Origin of the sequence: Scandinavium sp. UTDF21-P1B (assembly GCF_040750395.1) — a bacterium.
Lineage (GTDB): Bacteria > Pseudomonadota > Gammaproteobacteria > Enterobacterales > Enterobacteriaceae > Scandinavium.
This window is the reverse complement of sequence record NZ_JBFLVD010000008.1, coordinates 138,360-152,461: the sequence shown is the minus strand read 5'-3', so window position 1 is coordinate 152,461 and position 14,102 is coordinate 138,360. Positions and strand designations below refer to the sequence as shown.

The window sequence follows — 14,102 nt, the reverse complement described above, 5'->3', positions numbered from 1 at the left end:
TCCATTGGCTACGTTTGTAGCTGTATTGAAAACAGGACCACTGGCTGCCATGCAAGAGCAATACCGCCCGGAAGAGATAGAATCGAAAGTCCAGCAACACTGGGACGAAAAGCGCACGTTTGAAGTGACCGAAGACAACAGTAAAGAGAAATACTACTGCCTGTCGATGCTCCCCTATCCTTCTGGCCGACTACACATGGGCCACGTGCGTAACTACACCATCGGTGATGTGATTGCCCGCTACCAGCGTATGCTGGGTAAAAACGTGCTTCAGCCAATCGGCTGGGATGCGTTCGGCCTGCCGGCTGAAGGTGCCGCGGTGAAAAACAACACCGCGCCAGCTCCATGGACGTACGACAACATCGCGTACATGAAAAACCAGCTCAAAATGCTGGGCTTTGGCTATGACTGGAGCCGCGAGCTGGCAACCTGCACCCCGGAATATTACCGCTGGGAGCAGAAGTTCTTCACCGAGCTCTACAAAAAAGGTCTGGTGTACAAAAAAACCTCCGCCGTTAACTGGTGCCCGAACGACCAGACCGTTCTCGCGAACGAGCAGGTTATCGACGGCTGCTGCTGGCGCTGCGACACCAAAGTTGAGCGTAAAGAGATCCCACAGTGGTTCATCAAAATCACGGCCTATGCCGATGAACTGCTGAACGATCTGGACAAAATGGATCAGTGGCCTGACACGGTGAAAACCATGCAGCGCAACTGGATCGGTCGTTCCGAAGGTGTGGAAATCTCCTTTGACGTAGCGGATTACGCGGACAAACTGACCGTGTACACCACCCGTCCGGACACCTTCATGGGCTGCACCTACCTGGCCGTGGCGGCGGGTCATCCGCTGGCACAGCAGGCAGCGGCAAACAATCCGGCGCTGGCGTCCTTCATCGATGAGTGCCGCAACACCAAGGTTGCCGAAGCAGACATGGCGACCATGGAGAAGAAAGGCGTCGACACTGGCTTCAAAGCGATTCACCCGCTGACCGGCGAAGCCATCCCGGTCTGGGCCGCTAACTTTGTGCTGATGGAGTACGGCACAGGCGCCGTGATGGCCGTTCCGGGCCACGATCAGCGCGACTATGAATTTGCGAGCAAATACGGCCTGAACATCAAGCCGGTTATCCTCGCAGCCGACGGCTCCGAGCCCGATCTGTCTGAACAAGCGCTGACCGAAAAAGGCACGCTGTTCAACTCAGGTGAATTCAACGGTCTGAGCTACGAAGCAGGCTTCAACGCCATCGCCGATAAGCTCGCAGCAATGGGCGTGGGTGAGCGTAAAGTCAACTTCCGCCTGCGCGACTGGGGTGTGTCCCGTCAGCGCTACTGGGGCGCGCCAATCCCAATGGTGACCCTGGAAGACGGCACCGTGATGCCAACGCCTGAAGATCAACTGCCGGTTATCCTGCCGGAAGACGTGGTCATGGACGGTATCACCAGCCCAATTAAAGCCGATCCTGAGTGGGCGAAAACCACCGTCAACGGCCAGCCTGCGCTGCGCGAAACTGATACCTTCGACACCTTCATGGAGTCCTCCTGGTACTACGCACGCTACACCTGCCCGGACTACCAGGAAGGCATGCTGGATTCCGATGCCGCAAACTACTGGCTGCCAGTTGATATCTACATTGGCGGTATTGAACACGCCATCATGCACCTGCTCTACTTCCGCTTCTTCCACAAGCTGATGCGTGATGCGGGCATGGTGAACTCTGACGAGCCAGCCAAACAGCTGCTGTGTCAGGGCATGGTGCTGGCCGATGCGTTCTACTATGTCGGCGAAAACGGCGAGCGCAACTGGGTTTCTCCGGTTGATGCAATTGTTGAGCGCGACGACAAAGGCCGTATTGTTAAGGCGAAAGACGCCGAAGGTCATGAGCTGGTGTATACCGGCATGAGCAAGATGTCCAAGTCCAAAAACAACGGCATCGATCCGCAGGTTATGGTTGAGCGCTATGGCGCAGACACCGTGCGTCTGTTCATGATGTTCGCTTCACCAGCAGATATGACGCTCGAGTGGCAGGAATCCGGCGTGGAAGGTGCAAACCGCTTCCTGAAACGCGTCTGGAAACTGGTTTACGAGCACACCTCTAAAGGCCCGGTTGCCTCGCTGAACGTCGATGCGTTGAGCGAAGATCAGCAGGCGCTGCGTCGTGACGTTCACAAGACTATCGCCAAAGTAACCGATGATATCGGTCGTCGTCAGACCTTTAACACCGCTATCGCGGCGATTATGGAGCTGATGAACAAGCTGGCGAAAGCCCCGGCTGAAGGTGAGCAGGATCGCGCTCTGATGCAGGAAGCGCTGCTGGCCGTCGTGCGCATGCTCAACCCGTTCACACCGCACGTCAGCTTCACCCTGTGGCAGATCCTCAGCGGCGAAGGCGATGTGGACAATGCACCGTGGCCGGTCGCAGACGAAAAAGCGATGGTGGAAAACACCACGCTCGTCGTGGTACAGGTTAACGGTAAAGTCCGCGGTAAAGTCACCGTGCCGGTGGATGCAACGGAAGAACAGGTTCGTGAACGTGCAGGCCAGGAACCTCTGGTCGCAAAATATCTGGACGGCGTGACCGTGCGTAAAGTCATTTACGTACCGGGCAAACTGCTCAACCTGGTCGTTGGCTAAGCGCGGGAGGAAGCGTGCGATTTCTGACAACGTTAGTGGTCACTCTTGCGGTGCTGGTCACCGCAGGCTGTGGCTGGCATCTGCGTAGTACCACGCAGGTGCCGGACAACATGAAAAAGATGATCTTTGTCTCAAGCGATCCTAACGGTCCGCTGAGTCGTTCAGTCCGTAACCAGCTTCGTCTGAACGGCATTGAGATCGTTGAAGGTAGCTCCATACGTCAGGACATTCCGTCCCTGCGTCTGGGCGGTGCGTCTATCGGCAAAGATACCGCATCGGTATTCCAGAACGGTCAGACGGCAGAATACCAGATGGTGATGACCGTCAGGGCCAGCGTGCTGATCCCGGGCCACGATATCTATCCAATCAGCACTAAGGTCTATCGTTCGTTCTTCGATAACCCGCAAAAGGCGCTGGCGAAAGATTCCGAGCAGGACATCATCATTCAGGAAATGTATGACAAAGCCGCTCAACAGCTGATTCGTAAGCTGCCAAGCATCAAAGTGGCGGATGCTGAAGCCACTAAAGAGGAAGAGCAGTCAGCCGCCAGCAGCACCGCGGCTCCTGACTCCACTCGCGTCTCCACCACGCTGGGTAACTGATGATTCGGTTGTACCCGGAACAACTCCGCGCGCAGATCTCTGAAGGACTGCGCGCGGCGTATCTTCTCCTCGGTAACGATCCCCTTCTGCTTCAGGAAAGCCAGGACGCCATCCGCCACGCGGCGGCTACGCAGGGCTTTGATGAACACCATACCGTTTCCATCGATACCAGCACGGACTGGAATGCGCTGTTTTCCCTGAGCCAGGAACGTAGCCTGTTTGCCAGCCGTCAGACGCTGATGCTCATCCTGCCGGAAAACGGCCCCAACGCCGCGATTAACGAGCAGCTTACCGCGCTGACAGGACGGCTCCACGACGACCTGTTGCTGATCGTTCGCGGTAATAAGCTGACCAAAGCGCAGGAAAACGCCGCCTGGTACAGTGCGCTGTCTGAACGCTCAGTGCAGGTTTCCTGCCAGACGCCAGAACAGGCGCAGCTGCCTCGCTGGCTGGCGGCTCGTGCTAAGCAGCACAATCTTCAGCTTGATGAGGCCGCAAGCCAGCTGCTCTGCTACTGCTATGAAGGCAATCTGCTGGCACTGGCTCAGGCGCTTGAGCGCCTGGCGCTGCTGTGGCCTGACGGCAAGCTTACGCTGCCGCGCGTTGAGCAGGCGGTAAACGACGCCGCCCATTTCACGCCGTTCCACTGGCTTGATGCGCTGTTAGCCGGAAAAAGTAAGCGTGCGCTGCACATTCTTCAGCAGCTTCGTCAGGAAGGCAGCGAACCGGTGATCCTGCTGCGCACCCTCCAGCGTGAGCTTTTGTTGCTGGTGAATATGAAACGTCAGTCGGTTTCCACGCCGCTTCGCACGCTGTTTGATAAGCACCGCGTCTGGCAGAACCGTCGTCCCCTGTTTACGGAAGCGCTGAACCGCCTGAGCCAGGAACAGCTGCGCCATGCGGTTGCTCTGCTGGCACGCACCGAGCTGACGCTCAAGCAGGATTACGGCCAGTCAGTCTGGGCCGAACTTGACGGCCTGTCGCTGCTGCTGTGCCACAAAAACCTGCCCGACGTTTTCTTCGAAGGATAATATGACGGCGTTAAAGGCGCTTTACGGCGGCACATTCGATCCCGTTCACTACGGACACCTCAAACCGGTTGAGATTCTGGCAAATCTCATTGGTCTGTCCCGCGTGATAATCATGCCGAACAACGTCCCTCCCCATCGCCCTCAGCCGGAAGCGACCAGTACTCAGCGCAAACACATGCTGGAGCTGGCGATTGCGGACAAGCCGCTGTTTGAACTCGATGAACGGGAGCTTAATCGTGATACACCCTCGTACACGTCAGAGACGCTAAAAGAGTGGCGTCTGGAACAGGGGACTGTGCAGCCATTAGCCTTTATCATCGGCCAGGATTCGCTGCTCAATTTTCCCTCCTGGCACGACTATGAAAGCATTCTGGAAAACGCACACCTGCTGGTGTGCCGCCGCCCAGGCTACCCGATGACGATGAAAGAGGAGGCGCATCAGCAGTGGCTAGAACGCCACCTCACTCACCACGCTGACGATCTGCACCACACACCTGCCGGAAAAATTTACCTCGCGGAAACGCCGTGGTTTGATATTTCCGCGACGCTCATTCGCGAACGTTTACAGCACGGTGAATCCTGCGCGCAGATGCTGCCTCAGGCCGTGCTCGACTACATCAATCAACAGGGACTGTACCGATAACGCTCGCGAAATATCCGTAATCGATACGAATGTTCCATTTTCTTTACTGACGCCCCTCCAGACCATTGAACACCCCCTGACAGGCTGCTATTCTCCGCAGCCTGACTCATCCCACCCCGCTGATTTACAGAAATTGTTTTACAAAAATGGCGATGCAATCATGGCCATGGGATGGGATGATAGCCCGCCGGTTATGTCCGGCTGGCGACATTTGTCCGACTTCGTCCTGGTTTCAGGTATACTTACGGGCTGTTTATCTTTTTTATCACCTGACCAGGGGGAAACTTGCAGGGTAAAGCACTTCAGGATTTTGTTATCGACAAAATCGACGATCTTAAAGGCCAGGATATCGTGGCTATCGATGTTCACGGCAAATCCAGCATCACCGACTGCATGATCATTTGTACCGGTACTTCCACCCGCCATGTGATGTCTATTGCAGACCACGTCGTTCAGGAATCCCGCGCTGCTGGCATGCTGCCGCTGGGCGTTGAAGGCGAAAACGTCGCCGACTGGGTTGTGGTTGATCTGGGTGACGTCATCGTCCACGTGATGCAGGAAGAGAGCCGTCGCCTGTACGAACTGGAAAAACTCTGGGGTTAATGCGTGAAGCTGCAGCTGATTGCCGTGGGCACAAAAATGCCGGACTGGGTTCAGACCGGGTTCACGGAGTACCTGCGCCGCTTTCCCAAAGATATGCCGTTCGAGCTGGTGGAAATTCCCGCCGGTAAGCGCGGCAAGAATGCCGATATCAAACGCATTCTGGAGAAAGAAGGTGAGCTGATGCTGGCGGCGGCGGGTAAGAACCGCATTGTCACGCTGGATATTCCAGGCCGCCCATGGGACACCCCTCAGCTTGCTCAGGAACTCGAGCGCTGGAAGCAGGATGGCCGTGACGTGAGCCTGCTTATCGGGGGTCCGGAAGGCTTATCGCCCGCCTGTAAAGCCGCAGCAGAACAAAGTTGGTCCCTCTCCGCGCTGACGCTCCCTCACCCGCTTGTTCGGGTACTGGTCGCCGAAAGCCTGTACCGGGCGTGGAGCATTACCACCAACCACCCTTACCACCGCGAGTAATGATGACCAGGTTAGATTAAGCAGCGGATGAAATTACAGAATTCTTTTCGCGATTACACGGCTGAGTCCGCGCTGTTTGTGCGCCGGGCGGTAATCGCTTTTCTTGGGATTTTAGCACTCAGCGGCGTGCTGGTGTTTAACCTCTATAATCTGCAAATTGTCCGTTTCACTGACTATCAAACCCGCTCTAACGAAAACCGCATCAAGCTGGTGCCCATCCCGCCCAGCCGCGGCATCATTTACGATCGCAACGGCACGCCGCTGGCGCTGAACCGCACCATTTATCAGCTGGAGCTGATGCCGGAGAAGGTCGATAACCTGCAGCAGACGCTGAACGATCTGCGCAGCGTCGTTGATCTCACCGACGACGACATCGCCAACTTCAGGAAAGAGCGAGCCCGTTCGCACCGCTTCACCTCGATTCCGGTCAAGGTAAACCTGACCGAAGTGCAGGTCGCCCGCTTCGCCGTCAACCAGTACCGCTTCCCCGGCGTGGAAGTAAAAGGTTATAAGCGCCGCTACTACCCGTATGGTTCGGCACTAACGCACGTCATCGGCTATGTGTCGAAAATTAACGATAAAGACGTCGACCGCCTCGATAAAGAAGGCAAGCTCGCCAACTATGCCGCCACGCACGATATCGGCAAGCTGGGTATTGAGCGCTATTACGAAGACGTGCTGCACGGCCAGACGGGCTATGAAGAAGTCGAAGTCAACAACCGCGGCCGCGTGATTCGCCAGTTGAAAGAAGTGCCTCCGCAGGCCGGGCACGATATCTACCTGACCCTCGATTTGAAGCTGCAGCAGTATATCGAAACGCTGCTGGCCGGGAGCCGCGCCGCCGTTGTCGTGACCGATCCGCGTTCCGGCGGCATCCTCGCGCTGGTCTCCATGCCAAGCTACGACCCGAACCTGTTTGTGGATGGGATCTCCAGCAAGGATTACTCTTCTCTGCTGAACGACCCGAATACGCCGCTGGTGAACCGCGCCACGCAGGGCGTTTACCCGCCAGCGTCAACGGTTAAGCCTTACGTCTCCGTTTCTGCCCTGAGCGCAGGCGTGATCACCCGTAATACAGGCCTGTTCGATCCGGGCTGGTGGCAGCTACCGGGCTCCGATAAACGCTATCGTGACTGGAAAAAATGGGGCCACGGCCACCTGAACGTCACCAAAGCGCTGGAAGAATCTGCCGACACCTTCTTCTACCAGGTCGCCTACGATATGGGTATCGACCGCCTGTCTGAGTGGATGGGCAAATTTGGCTACGGCCATTACACCGGCATTGACCTCTCCGAAGAGCGCTCCGGGAATATGCCAACCCGCGAATGGAAGCTGAAACGCTTTAAAAAACCGTGGTATCAGGGTGACACCATTCCGGTAGGTATCGGCCAGGGTTACTGGACGGCGACGCCGATTCAGATGAGCAAAGCACTGATGATCCTGATTAACGACGGTGTGGTGAAAGTGCCGCACCTGCTGATGAGCACTACCGAGGAAGGGAAGCAGGTGCCGTGGCAGCAGCCGCAGGAAACGCCCGTCGGCGACATTCACTCCGGCTTCTGGGAAATTGCCAAAGACGGAATGTATGGCGTTGCTAACCGCCCTAACGGGACGGCGCACAAATACTTCGCGGGCGCACCTTACAAAGTGGCGGCCAAGTCCGGTACAGCCCAGGTCTTTGGCCTGAAAGCAAACGAAACCTATAACGCGCACCGCATTGCGGAACGCCTGCGTGACCATAAGCTGATGACGGCGTTTGCCCCATACGACAGCCCGAAAGTCGCCGTCGCCATCATCCTCGAGAACGGCGGCGCGGGCCCGGCAGTCGGGACGTTAATGCGCCAGATCCTCGATCACATCATGCTTGGTGATAACAATACCGTACTGCCGTCGGAAAACCCGGCAGCCACCGCGGCGGAGGACCAATAATTATGACGGACAATCCGAACAAGAAATCGCTGTGGGATAAAATCCACCTGGATCCGACCATGCTGCTGATCCTGCTGGCGCTACTGACCTACAGCGCGCTGGTCATCTGGAGCGCCAGCGGACAGGACATTGGCATGATGGAGCGCAAAATCGGCCAGATCGCGATGGGCGTTGTCATCATGGTGGTGATGGCGCAGATCCCGCCTCGCGTATACGAAGGCTGGGCGCCGTGGCTGTATATCTTCTGTATCATTTTACTGGTCGCGGTAGACGCCTTCGGCGCCATCTCGAAAGGCGCACAGCGCTGGCTCGATCTGGGCGTGGTGCGCTTCCAGCCGTCTGAGATAGCCAAAATCGCCGTGCCGCTGATGGTAGCCCGATTTATCAACCGTGACGTGTGTCCTCCTTCGCTCAAGAACACGGCTATTGCGCTGGTGCTGATCTTCCTGCCAACGCTGCTGGTTGCTGCACAGCCCGATCTTGGCACCTCCATTTTGATTGCCCTCTCCGGCCTGTTCGTGCTGTTCCTCTCCGGCCTGAGCTGGCGGTTGATTGGCGTTGCCGTGGTGCTGGTGGCGGCGTTTATCCCAATCCTCTGGTTCTTCCTGATGCACGATTATCAGCGCCAGCGCGTGATGATGCTGCTCGACCCGGAAACCGATCCGCTCGGCGCAGGCTATCACATCATCCAGTCTAAAATTGCGATTGGCTCCGGTGGCCTGCGCGGTAAAGGCTGGCTGCACGGCACCCAGTCGCAGCTTGAATTCCTGCCCGAACGCCATACCGACTTTATTTTTGCGGTCCTTGCCGAAGAGCTCGGCCTGATAGGTTTCCTGGTGCTGCTGGCGCTTTACGTCCTGCTCATCATGCGTGGCCTGTGGATTGCCGCCCAGGCACAAACTACCTTTGGTCGCGTGATGGCCGGAGGTTTAATGTTGATTTTATTCGTTTATGTCTTCGTAAATATTGGTATGGTGAGTGGGATCCTGCCGGTGGTTGGCGTACCGCTGCCGCTGGTCAGCTATGGGGGCTCTGCCCTGATCGTACTGATGGCCGGGTTTGGTATCGTGATGTCGATCCACACCCACAGAAAAATGTTGTCGAAAAGCGTATAAGGGGTGCGCAATGATGCGTAAACAATGGCTTGGGATCTGTATTGCCGCGGGTATGCTCGCCGCGTGTTCAAGTGATGATGGGCAGCAGCAGCAGACCATCACCGCACCGCAGCCGGCAGTCTGCAACGGCCCCGTAACAGAAATCACGGGCGCTGAGCCACGCTATGAACTCCCGAATCCAACGGTGAATCAGGATTACCAGCGCGACGGCAAGAACTTTAAAATCGTTCAGGATCCGGCCAACTTCAGCCAGGCAGGCTTTGCGGCAATTTACGATGCGGAACCCGGCAGTAACCTGACCGCCTCCGGCGAAGCCTTTGACCCGACACAGCTCACTGCGGCGCATCCAACGCTGCCAATCCCAAGCTACGCACGTATCACCAACCTGGCGAACGGTCGCATGCTGATTGTGCGCATTAACGATCGTGGCCCTTATGGCAACGATCGCGTCATCTCGCTCTCCCGCGCCGCAGCCGATCGCCTGAATACGTCGAACAACACCAAAGTGCGGATCGACCCGATTATTGTGGCGCAGGACGGCACGATGTCCGGCCCGGGTACCACCTGTACGACCATCGCCAAACAGACTTACGCCCTGCCCGCTCGCCCGGATTTGAATGGCGGCATGGGTAGCGCCTCCTCGGTTCCACAAGATCAGACTCCGCAGGGCAACGTGCGCGCGATAAGCAACGACACGCTAAAACCGGAGGACAGCACGGGCGCACCAGTTAACAGCAGCGGCTTCCTCGGCGCGCCAACACCGCTTAACAACGGCGTTCTGGAAGGCAGCGAACCTGCTGCACAACCTGCTGCTGCACAGCCGGTTACTGCACAACCCGCAGCTCAGCCTGTCGCCACGCAGAACGCACCGGTTACGGCACCTGGCTCTACGCAAGGTGCCGTAGCTCCGGCAGCTGCGCCAGTTGCCGCGCCTGCTGCATCCAGCGGCAGCTACGTTGTTCAGGTGGGCGCCGTCAGCGATCAGGGCCGTGCACAGCAATACCAGCAGCGTCTGAGCCAGCAATTTTCCGTGCCGGGCCGTGTGACGCAAAACGGTGCCGTCTGGCGTATCCAGTTAGGTCCGTTCAGCAGCAAGACCGAGGCAGGTACCTTACAGCAGCGTCTGCAAAGCGAGGCGCAGCTGCAGTCATTCATTACTCACGCCAACTAATCGGGAAAGGCATCCTTAACGCCGTGCGAATGTTATAACCATTAACAATCTCATACGCATTGCAGGATGCCTGCCCTCAGCGCATTTGCTATAGTTAGGCACTTTTTTCACTCCATCACGGATGTCGTTGTTCTGACCATGAAGACCTCTTTCTCTGCTCGTTTACTCATCACTGCGCTGTCCGTTGCCGCACTGACTTCCGCCGCACACGCTGATGACCTGAACATCAAAACCATGATTCCTGGCGTTCCGCAGATTGACGCAGAATCCTACATTCTGATCGATTACAACTCAGGCAAAGTCCTCGCCGAGCAGAACGCAGACGCTCGTCGCGATCCTGCCAGCCTGACCAAAATGATGACCAGCTACGTCATCGGTCAGGCAATGAAAGCGGGTAAGTTCAAGGAATCCGATCTGGTGACCGTGGGTACCGACGCCTGGGCGACCGGTAACCCGGTATTCAAAGGCTCTTCCCTGATGTTCCTCAAGCCAGGCATGCAGGTGCCGGTTTCCCAGCTGATTCGTGGGATCAACCTGCAGTCCGGCAACGATGCCTGCGTCGCGATGGCCGATTACGTTGCCGGAAGTCAGGATGCGTTCGTCGGTCTGATGAACAGCTACGTCGCCGCGCTGGGCCTGAAAAACTCCCACTTCCAGACCGTTCATGGCCTGGATGCTGACGGTCAGTACAGCTCGGCGCGCGATATGGCGCTGATTGGCCAGGCGCTGATCCGTGACGTGCCGAACGAGTACACCATCTACAAAGAAAAAGAGTTTACCTTTAACGGCATCCGCCAGATGAACCGTAACGGTTTACTGTGGGATAACAGCCTGAACGTGGACGGCATCAAAACCGGCCACACGGATAAAGCGGGCTATAACCTCGTGGCTTCCGCCACGGAAGGACAGATGCGTCTGGTCTCTGCCGTCATGGGCGGACGTACCTTCAAGGGCCGCGAAACGGAAAGTAAAAAGCTGCTGACCTGGGGCTTCCGCTTCTTCGAAACCGTCAACCCACTGAAAGCAGGCAAAGAGTTTGCCTCTGAACCCGCCTGGTTTGGTGACACCGATCGCGCCTCGCTGGGCGTAGATAAAGACGTTTACCTGACTATTCCACGCGGTCGCATGAAGGATCTGAAAGCAAGCTACGTGCTGAACAACACCGAGCTGCACGCTCCGCTGCAGAAAAACCAGGTCGTCGGCACCATCAACTTCCAGCTTGATGGCAAAACCATTGAACAGCGTCCTCTGGTGGTGCTCCAGGAAATCCCGGAAGGCAACTTCTTCGGTAAGATCATTGATTACATTAAATTAATGTTCCACCACTGGTTTGGTTAAAAAATAGACGCTTGAAAGTGTGATTTCCATCCCCATATACTACGCATGACTATTACTGCTCCCGTGCCCTGCGCGGGAGCAGTGCTTTTAAAACCACCGGAGCTGACATGAAAACCAAACTTAACGAACTGCTTGAATTCCCTACTTCATTCACCTACAAGGTGATGGGTCTGGCGAAGCCTGAGCTGGTTGACCAGGTGGTGGAAGTGGTGCAGCGCCATGCGCCAGGTGATTACTCTCCACAGGTAAAACCGAGCAGCAAAGGCAACTACCACTCGGTTTCTATCACCATCAACGCAACCCACATCGAGCAGGTTGAAACCCTGTACGAAGAGCTGGGAAATATCGAAATCGTTCGTATGGTGCTGTAATCCCTTTGCCCGGCACACGCCGGGCAATCTCTTCCTCCCGCTGTGATATACTCCCACTCCTGTTTTCCCTTTCCGCGGAGTTGTCGTTTTGGATCTCAACACCCTTCTCGTCCGCCAGCTTGGCGTACAGCCCTATGAGCCTGTCTCTCAGGCGATGCATGACTTTACCGACCAGCGCGATGAAACCACTCCGGACGAAATCTGGCTGGTTGAGCATCAGCCTGTGTTTACCCAGGGCCAGGCCGGGAAAGCGGAGCATGTACTGGTGCCGGGCGACATTCCCGTTATTCAGAGCGATCGCGGCGGCCAGGTGACCTACCACGGGCCAGGCCAGCAGGTCATGTATGTACTTCTGGACTTAAAACGCCGCAAGCTGGGCGTGCGCGAACTGGTCACTCTGCTTGAGCAAACCGTGGTTAACACCCTGGCAGAGTTTGATATTGAATCCCACCCTCGTGCCGATGCCCCGGGCGTTTACGTAGGGGAAAAGAAGATTTGCTCTCTGGGCTTGCGCATCCGTAAAGGCTGCTCATTTCATGGGCTGGCGCTGAATATCGCCATGGATTTATCGCCGTTTTTACGCATAAACCCGTGTGGCTATGCCGGGATGGAAATGACGCAAATGCAACAATGGCGTGCGGACGCCAGACCGGAAAATATTTCACCGGTCCTTATCTCTAAGTTTTTAGCACTGCTAAACAATCCACCTCATAAATATATTACGGCTTAATATATTATATAGCGGACCTGATATTGTGTCGGGTCCCAGCCCCTTTTGCCTGGTTTTCCTTTACATTAAACCTGACTTTCTATATTTTTCCTTCGCCAGGCGGCAAAGTTACTTCGCCACAAACAAAATTTTACATTAACACCACCACCAAAAAGCGAGAAGGTTCCGCAGTCCAAGATGTAACTCATTGTTCAACGTGAACTAAATCCTGTCTCCGCGTAAACCGATTTCTCAAAAGCATAATAACAATAAATACCTTTTCAACTATCATTCATATTGTGAATGAATACGGAGTACAAGTGTGGAATATAACGATCAGCCGGAAAGCCGAATAAATCCTCGTCTTGAGAGTGATACGCCGCAAATCTTCCGGACGCTGCGAAATATCGATCTCAACCTGTTGACGATTTTCGAAGCCGTATATGTACACAAAGGCATCGTTAATGCTGCGAAAATTCTGAATCTCACGCCATCGGCTATTAGCCAGTCTATTCAGAAGCTGCGCACAATATTTCCCGATCCGCTGTTCATCCGCAAAGGCCAGGGCGTGACCCCCACGGCCTACGCCACGCATCTCCATGAATACATCAGCCAGGGCCTCGAGTCGATTCTGGGCGCGCTCGATTTAACCGGCAGCTATGATAAACAGCGCACCATCACCATTGGTACGTCGCCAACGGTAGGTGCTGTGGTGATGCCAGCCATCTACCAGACCATTAAAGATAAATTCCCGCAGCTTCTGCTGCGTAATATCCCGATCACCGACGTCGGCCTCCAGCTGAGCCAGTTCCAGACGGATCTCATCATCGACAGCAATGTTCACAACGCACGCGCCCTGAGCCATCATGTGCTGTATAACGACCGGATCGTGCTGGTGGCACGCGCCGGGCACCCGCTGTTTAAAACGCCGCACACCAAAGAGTCGCTGAGTCACTATGAATATACGTTGCTGATGATGGAGGGCGCCGCCCATACCGATTTACGCAAGCGGCTGCATGAAATGTTCCCCGATCAGCGTATCAGCTTCAGCAGTTACAACCTTGTGACGATTGCCGCCCTGATCGGCAGCAGCGAACTCGTTGGCCTGATGCCAGCCCGCTGCTTTGAACTTTTCGCCCGCTGCTGGCCGTTGCAGGTGGTGGATTTCGCACCATTAAGAGATGAATCTGTCGATTTTTCACTGCATTACAATAAGCTCAGCATGCGTGACCCGGTACTGCAAAGCGTCATTACCGCTATTCGCCAGGCCTTCTGAGCCGGCTGAACCCCGCCTTTCATCTGCTTTATCCAGCGTGATTAAGCACATAAAGCAACATCTGCTTTACAAATTGCCGGGCTGGCAGGCTGCTTTATCCACCTGATTAATGCTATACTGCCAGCCATCTGATTCAAAAATAGTTGATAAATACAACATTCCCTTGAATTGAAACGCTTTCCTTCGTTACTCGCAACTGGAACACGCACGC

At 55.7% G+C, this 14,102-nt stretch carries 13 protein-coding genes; all 13 read left to right on the top strand.

The genetic code is table 11. The features are described from left to right. Window positions 1–49: 49 nt before the first annotated feature. Window positions 50–2,632: a leucine--tRNA ligase gene (gene leuS, locus AB1287_RS04635; protein WP_435617098.1), complete on the top strand. Its 2,583-nt coding sequence runs from the start codon at window positions 50–52 to the stop codon at window positions 2,630–2,632. A 14-nt stretch (window positions 2,633–2,646) separates the two neighbouring features. Beyond that, on the top strand, window positions 2,647–3,234 hold the full coding sequence (gene lptE, locus AB1287_RS04630; protein ID WP_312624459.1) for an LPS assembly lipoprotein LptE: 588 nt from the start codon (window positions 2,647–2,649) through the stop codon (window positions 3,232–3,234). After that, entirely contained in the window at window positions 3,234–4,265 is a 1,032-nt protein-coding gene (gene holA / locus AB1287_RS04625) for a DNA polymerase III subunit delta (RefSeq protein ID WP_435617097.1), read from the top strand. Before lptE ends, holA begins: the two co-directional genes overlap by 1 nt. A gap of 1 nt (window position 4,266) precedes the next feature. After that, a complete protein-coding gene (gene nadD, locus AB1287_RS04620) occupies window positions 4,267–4,908 on the top strand; it encodes a nicotinate-nucleotide adenylyltransferase (RefSeq protein ID WP_312624463.1) in 642 nt (213 codons plus the stop codon). A 285-nt stretch (window positions 4,909–5,193) separates the two neighbouring features. Beyond that, window positions 5,194–5,511: a ribosome silencing factor gene (gene rsfS / locus AB1287_RS04615; RefSeq protein WP_312624465.1), complete on the top strand. Its 318-nt coding sequence runs from the start codon at window positions 5,194–5,196 to the stop codon at window positions 5,509–5,511. 3 nt (window positions 5,512–5,514) lie between these two features. Next, window positions 5,515–5,982: a 23S rRNA (pseudouridine(1915)-N(3))-methyltransferase RlmH gene (gene rlmH, locus AB1287_RS04610; protein WP_312624466.1), complete on the top strand. Its 468-nt coding sequence runs from the start codon at window positions 5,515–5,517 to the stop codon at window positions 5,980–5,982. 27 nt (window positions 5,983–6,009) lie between these two features. Beyond that, the gene (mrdA, locus tag AB1287_RS04605; protein WP_435617096.1) at window positions 6,010–7,911 is read left to right on the top strand and encodes a peptidoglycan DD-transpeptidase MrdA; all 1,902 of its coding nucleotides are present in this window, start codon (window positions 6,010–6,012) and stop codon (window positions 7,909–7,911) included. Between the two features lie 2 nt (window positions 7,912–7,913). Continuing rightward, window positions 7,914–9,026: a peptidoglycan glycosyltransferase MrdB gene (gene mrdB, locus AB1287_RS04600; RefSeq protein ID WP_312624468.1), complete on the top strand. Its 1,113-nt coding sequence runs from the start codon at window positions 7,914–7,916 to the stop codon at window positions 9,024–9,026. Window positions 9,027–9,039: 13 nt separating this feature from the next. Then, a complete protein-coding gene (gene rlpA / locus AB1287_RS04595; RefSeq protein ID WP_312624899.1) occupies window positions 9,040–10,197 on the top strand; it encodes an endolytic peptidoglycan transglycosylase RlpA in 1,158 nt (385 codons plus the stop codon). 138 nt (window positions 10,198–10,335) lie between these two features. Continuing rightward, window positions 10,336–11,535, top strand: coding sequence for a D-alanyl-D-alanine carboxypeptidase DacA (dacA, locus tag AB1287_RS04590; protein ID WP_312624469.1), 1,200 nt, complete (start codon window positions 10,336–10,338; stop codon window positions 11,533–11,535). Window positions 11,536–11,642: 107 nt separating this feature from the next. Next, on the top strand, window positions 11,643–11,906 hold the full coding sequence (gene ybeD, locus AB1287_RS04585) for a DUF493 family protein YbeD (RefSeq protein WP_097164602.1): 264 nt from the start codon (window positions 11,643–11,645) through the stop codon (window positions 11,904–11,906). An 88-nt stretch (window positions 11,907–11,994) separates the two neighbouring features. Continuing rightward, window positions 11,995–12,636, top strand: a complete 642-nt coding sequence (gene lipB / locus AB1287_RS04580) for a lipoyl(octanoyl) transferase LipB (RefSeq protein WP_312624472.1) — start codon at window positions 11,995–11,997, stop codon at window positions 12,634–12,636. Between the two features lie 301 nt (window positions 12,637–12,937). Further along, the gene (locus AB1287_RS04575; RefSeq protein ID WP_312624474.1) at window positions 12,938–13,891 is read left to right on the top strand and encodes a YbeF family transcriptional regulator; all 954 of its coding nucleotides are present in this window, start codon (window positions 12,938–12,940) and stop codon (window positions 13,889–13,891) included. Window positions 13,892–14,102 lie beyond the last annotated feature (211 nt).

What these genes read in the sequence shown, in the direction of transcription:
- dacA (WP_312624469.1), top strand. Translation starts at nt 10,336, where the DNA reads ATGAAGACCTCTTTCTCTGCTCGTTTACTCATCACTGCGCTGTCCGTT.
- nadD (WP_312624463.1), top strand. Translation starts at nt 4,267, where the DNA reads ATGACGGCGTTAAAGGCGCTTTACGGCGGCACATTCGATCCCGTTCAC.
- ybeD (WP_097164602.1), top strand. Translation starts at nt 11,643, where the DNA reads ATGAAAACCAAACTTAACGAACTGCTTGAATTCCCTACTTCATTCACC.
- holA (WP_435617097.1), top strand. Translation starts at nt 3,234, where the DNA reads ATGATTCGGTTGTACCCGGAACAACTCCGCGCGCAGATCTCTGAAGGA.
- rlpA (WP_312624899.1), top strand. Translation starts at nt 9,040, where the DNA reads ATGCGTAAACAATGGCTTGGGATCTGTATTGCCGCGGGTATGCTCGCC.
- leuS (WP_435617098.1), top strand. Translation starts at nt 50, where the DNA reads ATGCAAGAGCAATACCGCCCGGAAGAGATAGAATCGAAAGTCCAGCAA.
- mrdA (WP_435617096.1), top strand. Translation starts at nt 6,010, where the DNA reads ATGAAATTACAGAATTCTTTTCGCGATTACACGGCTGAGTCCGCGCTG.
- mrdB (WP_312624468.1), top strand. Translation starts at nt 7,914, where the DNA reads ATGACGGACAATCCGAACAAGAAATCGCTGTGGGATAAAATCCACCTG.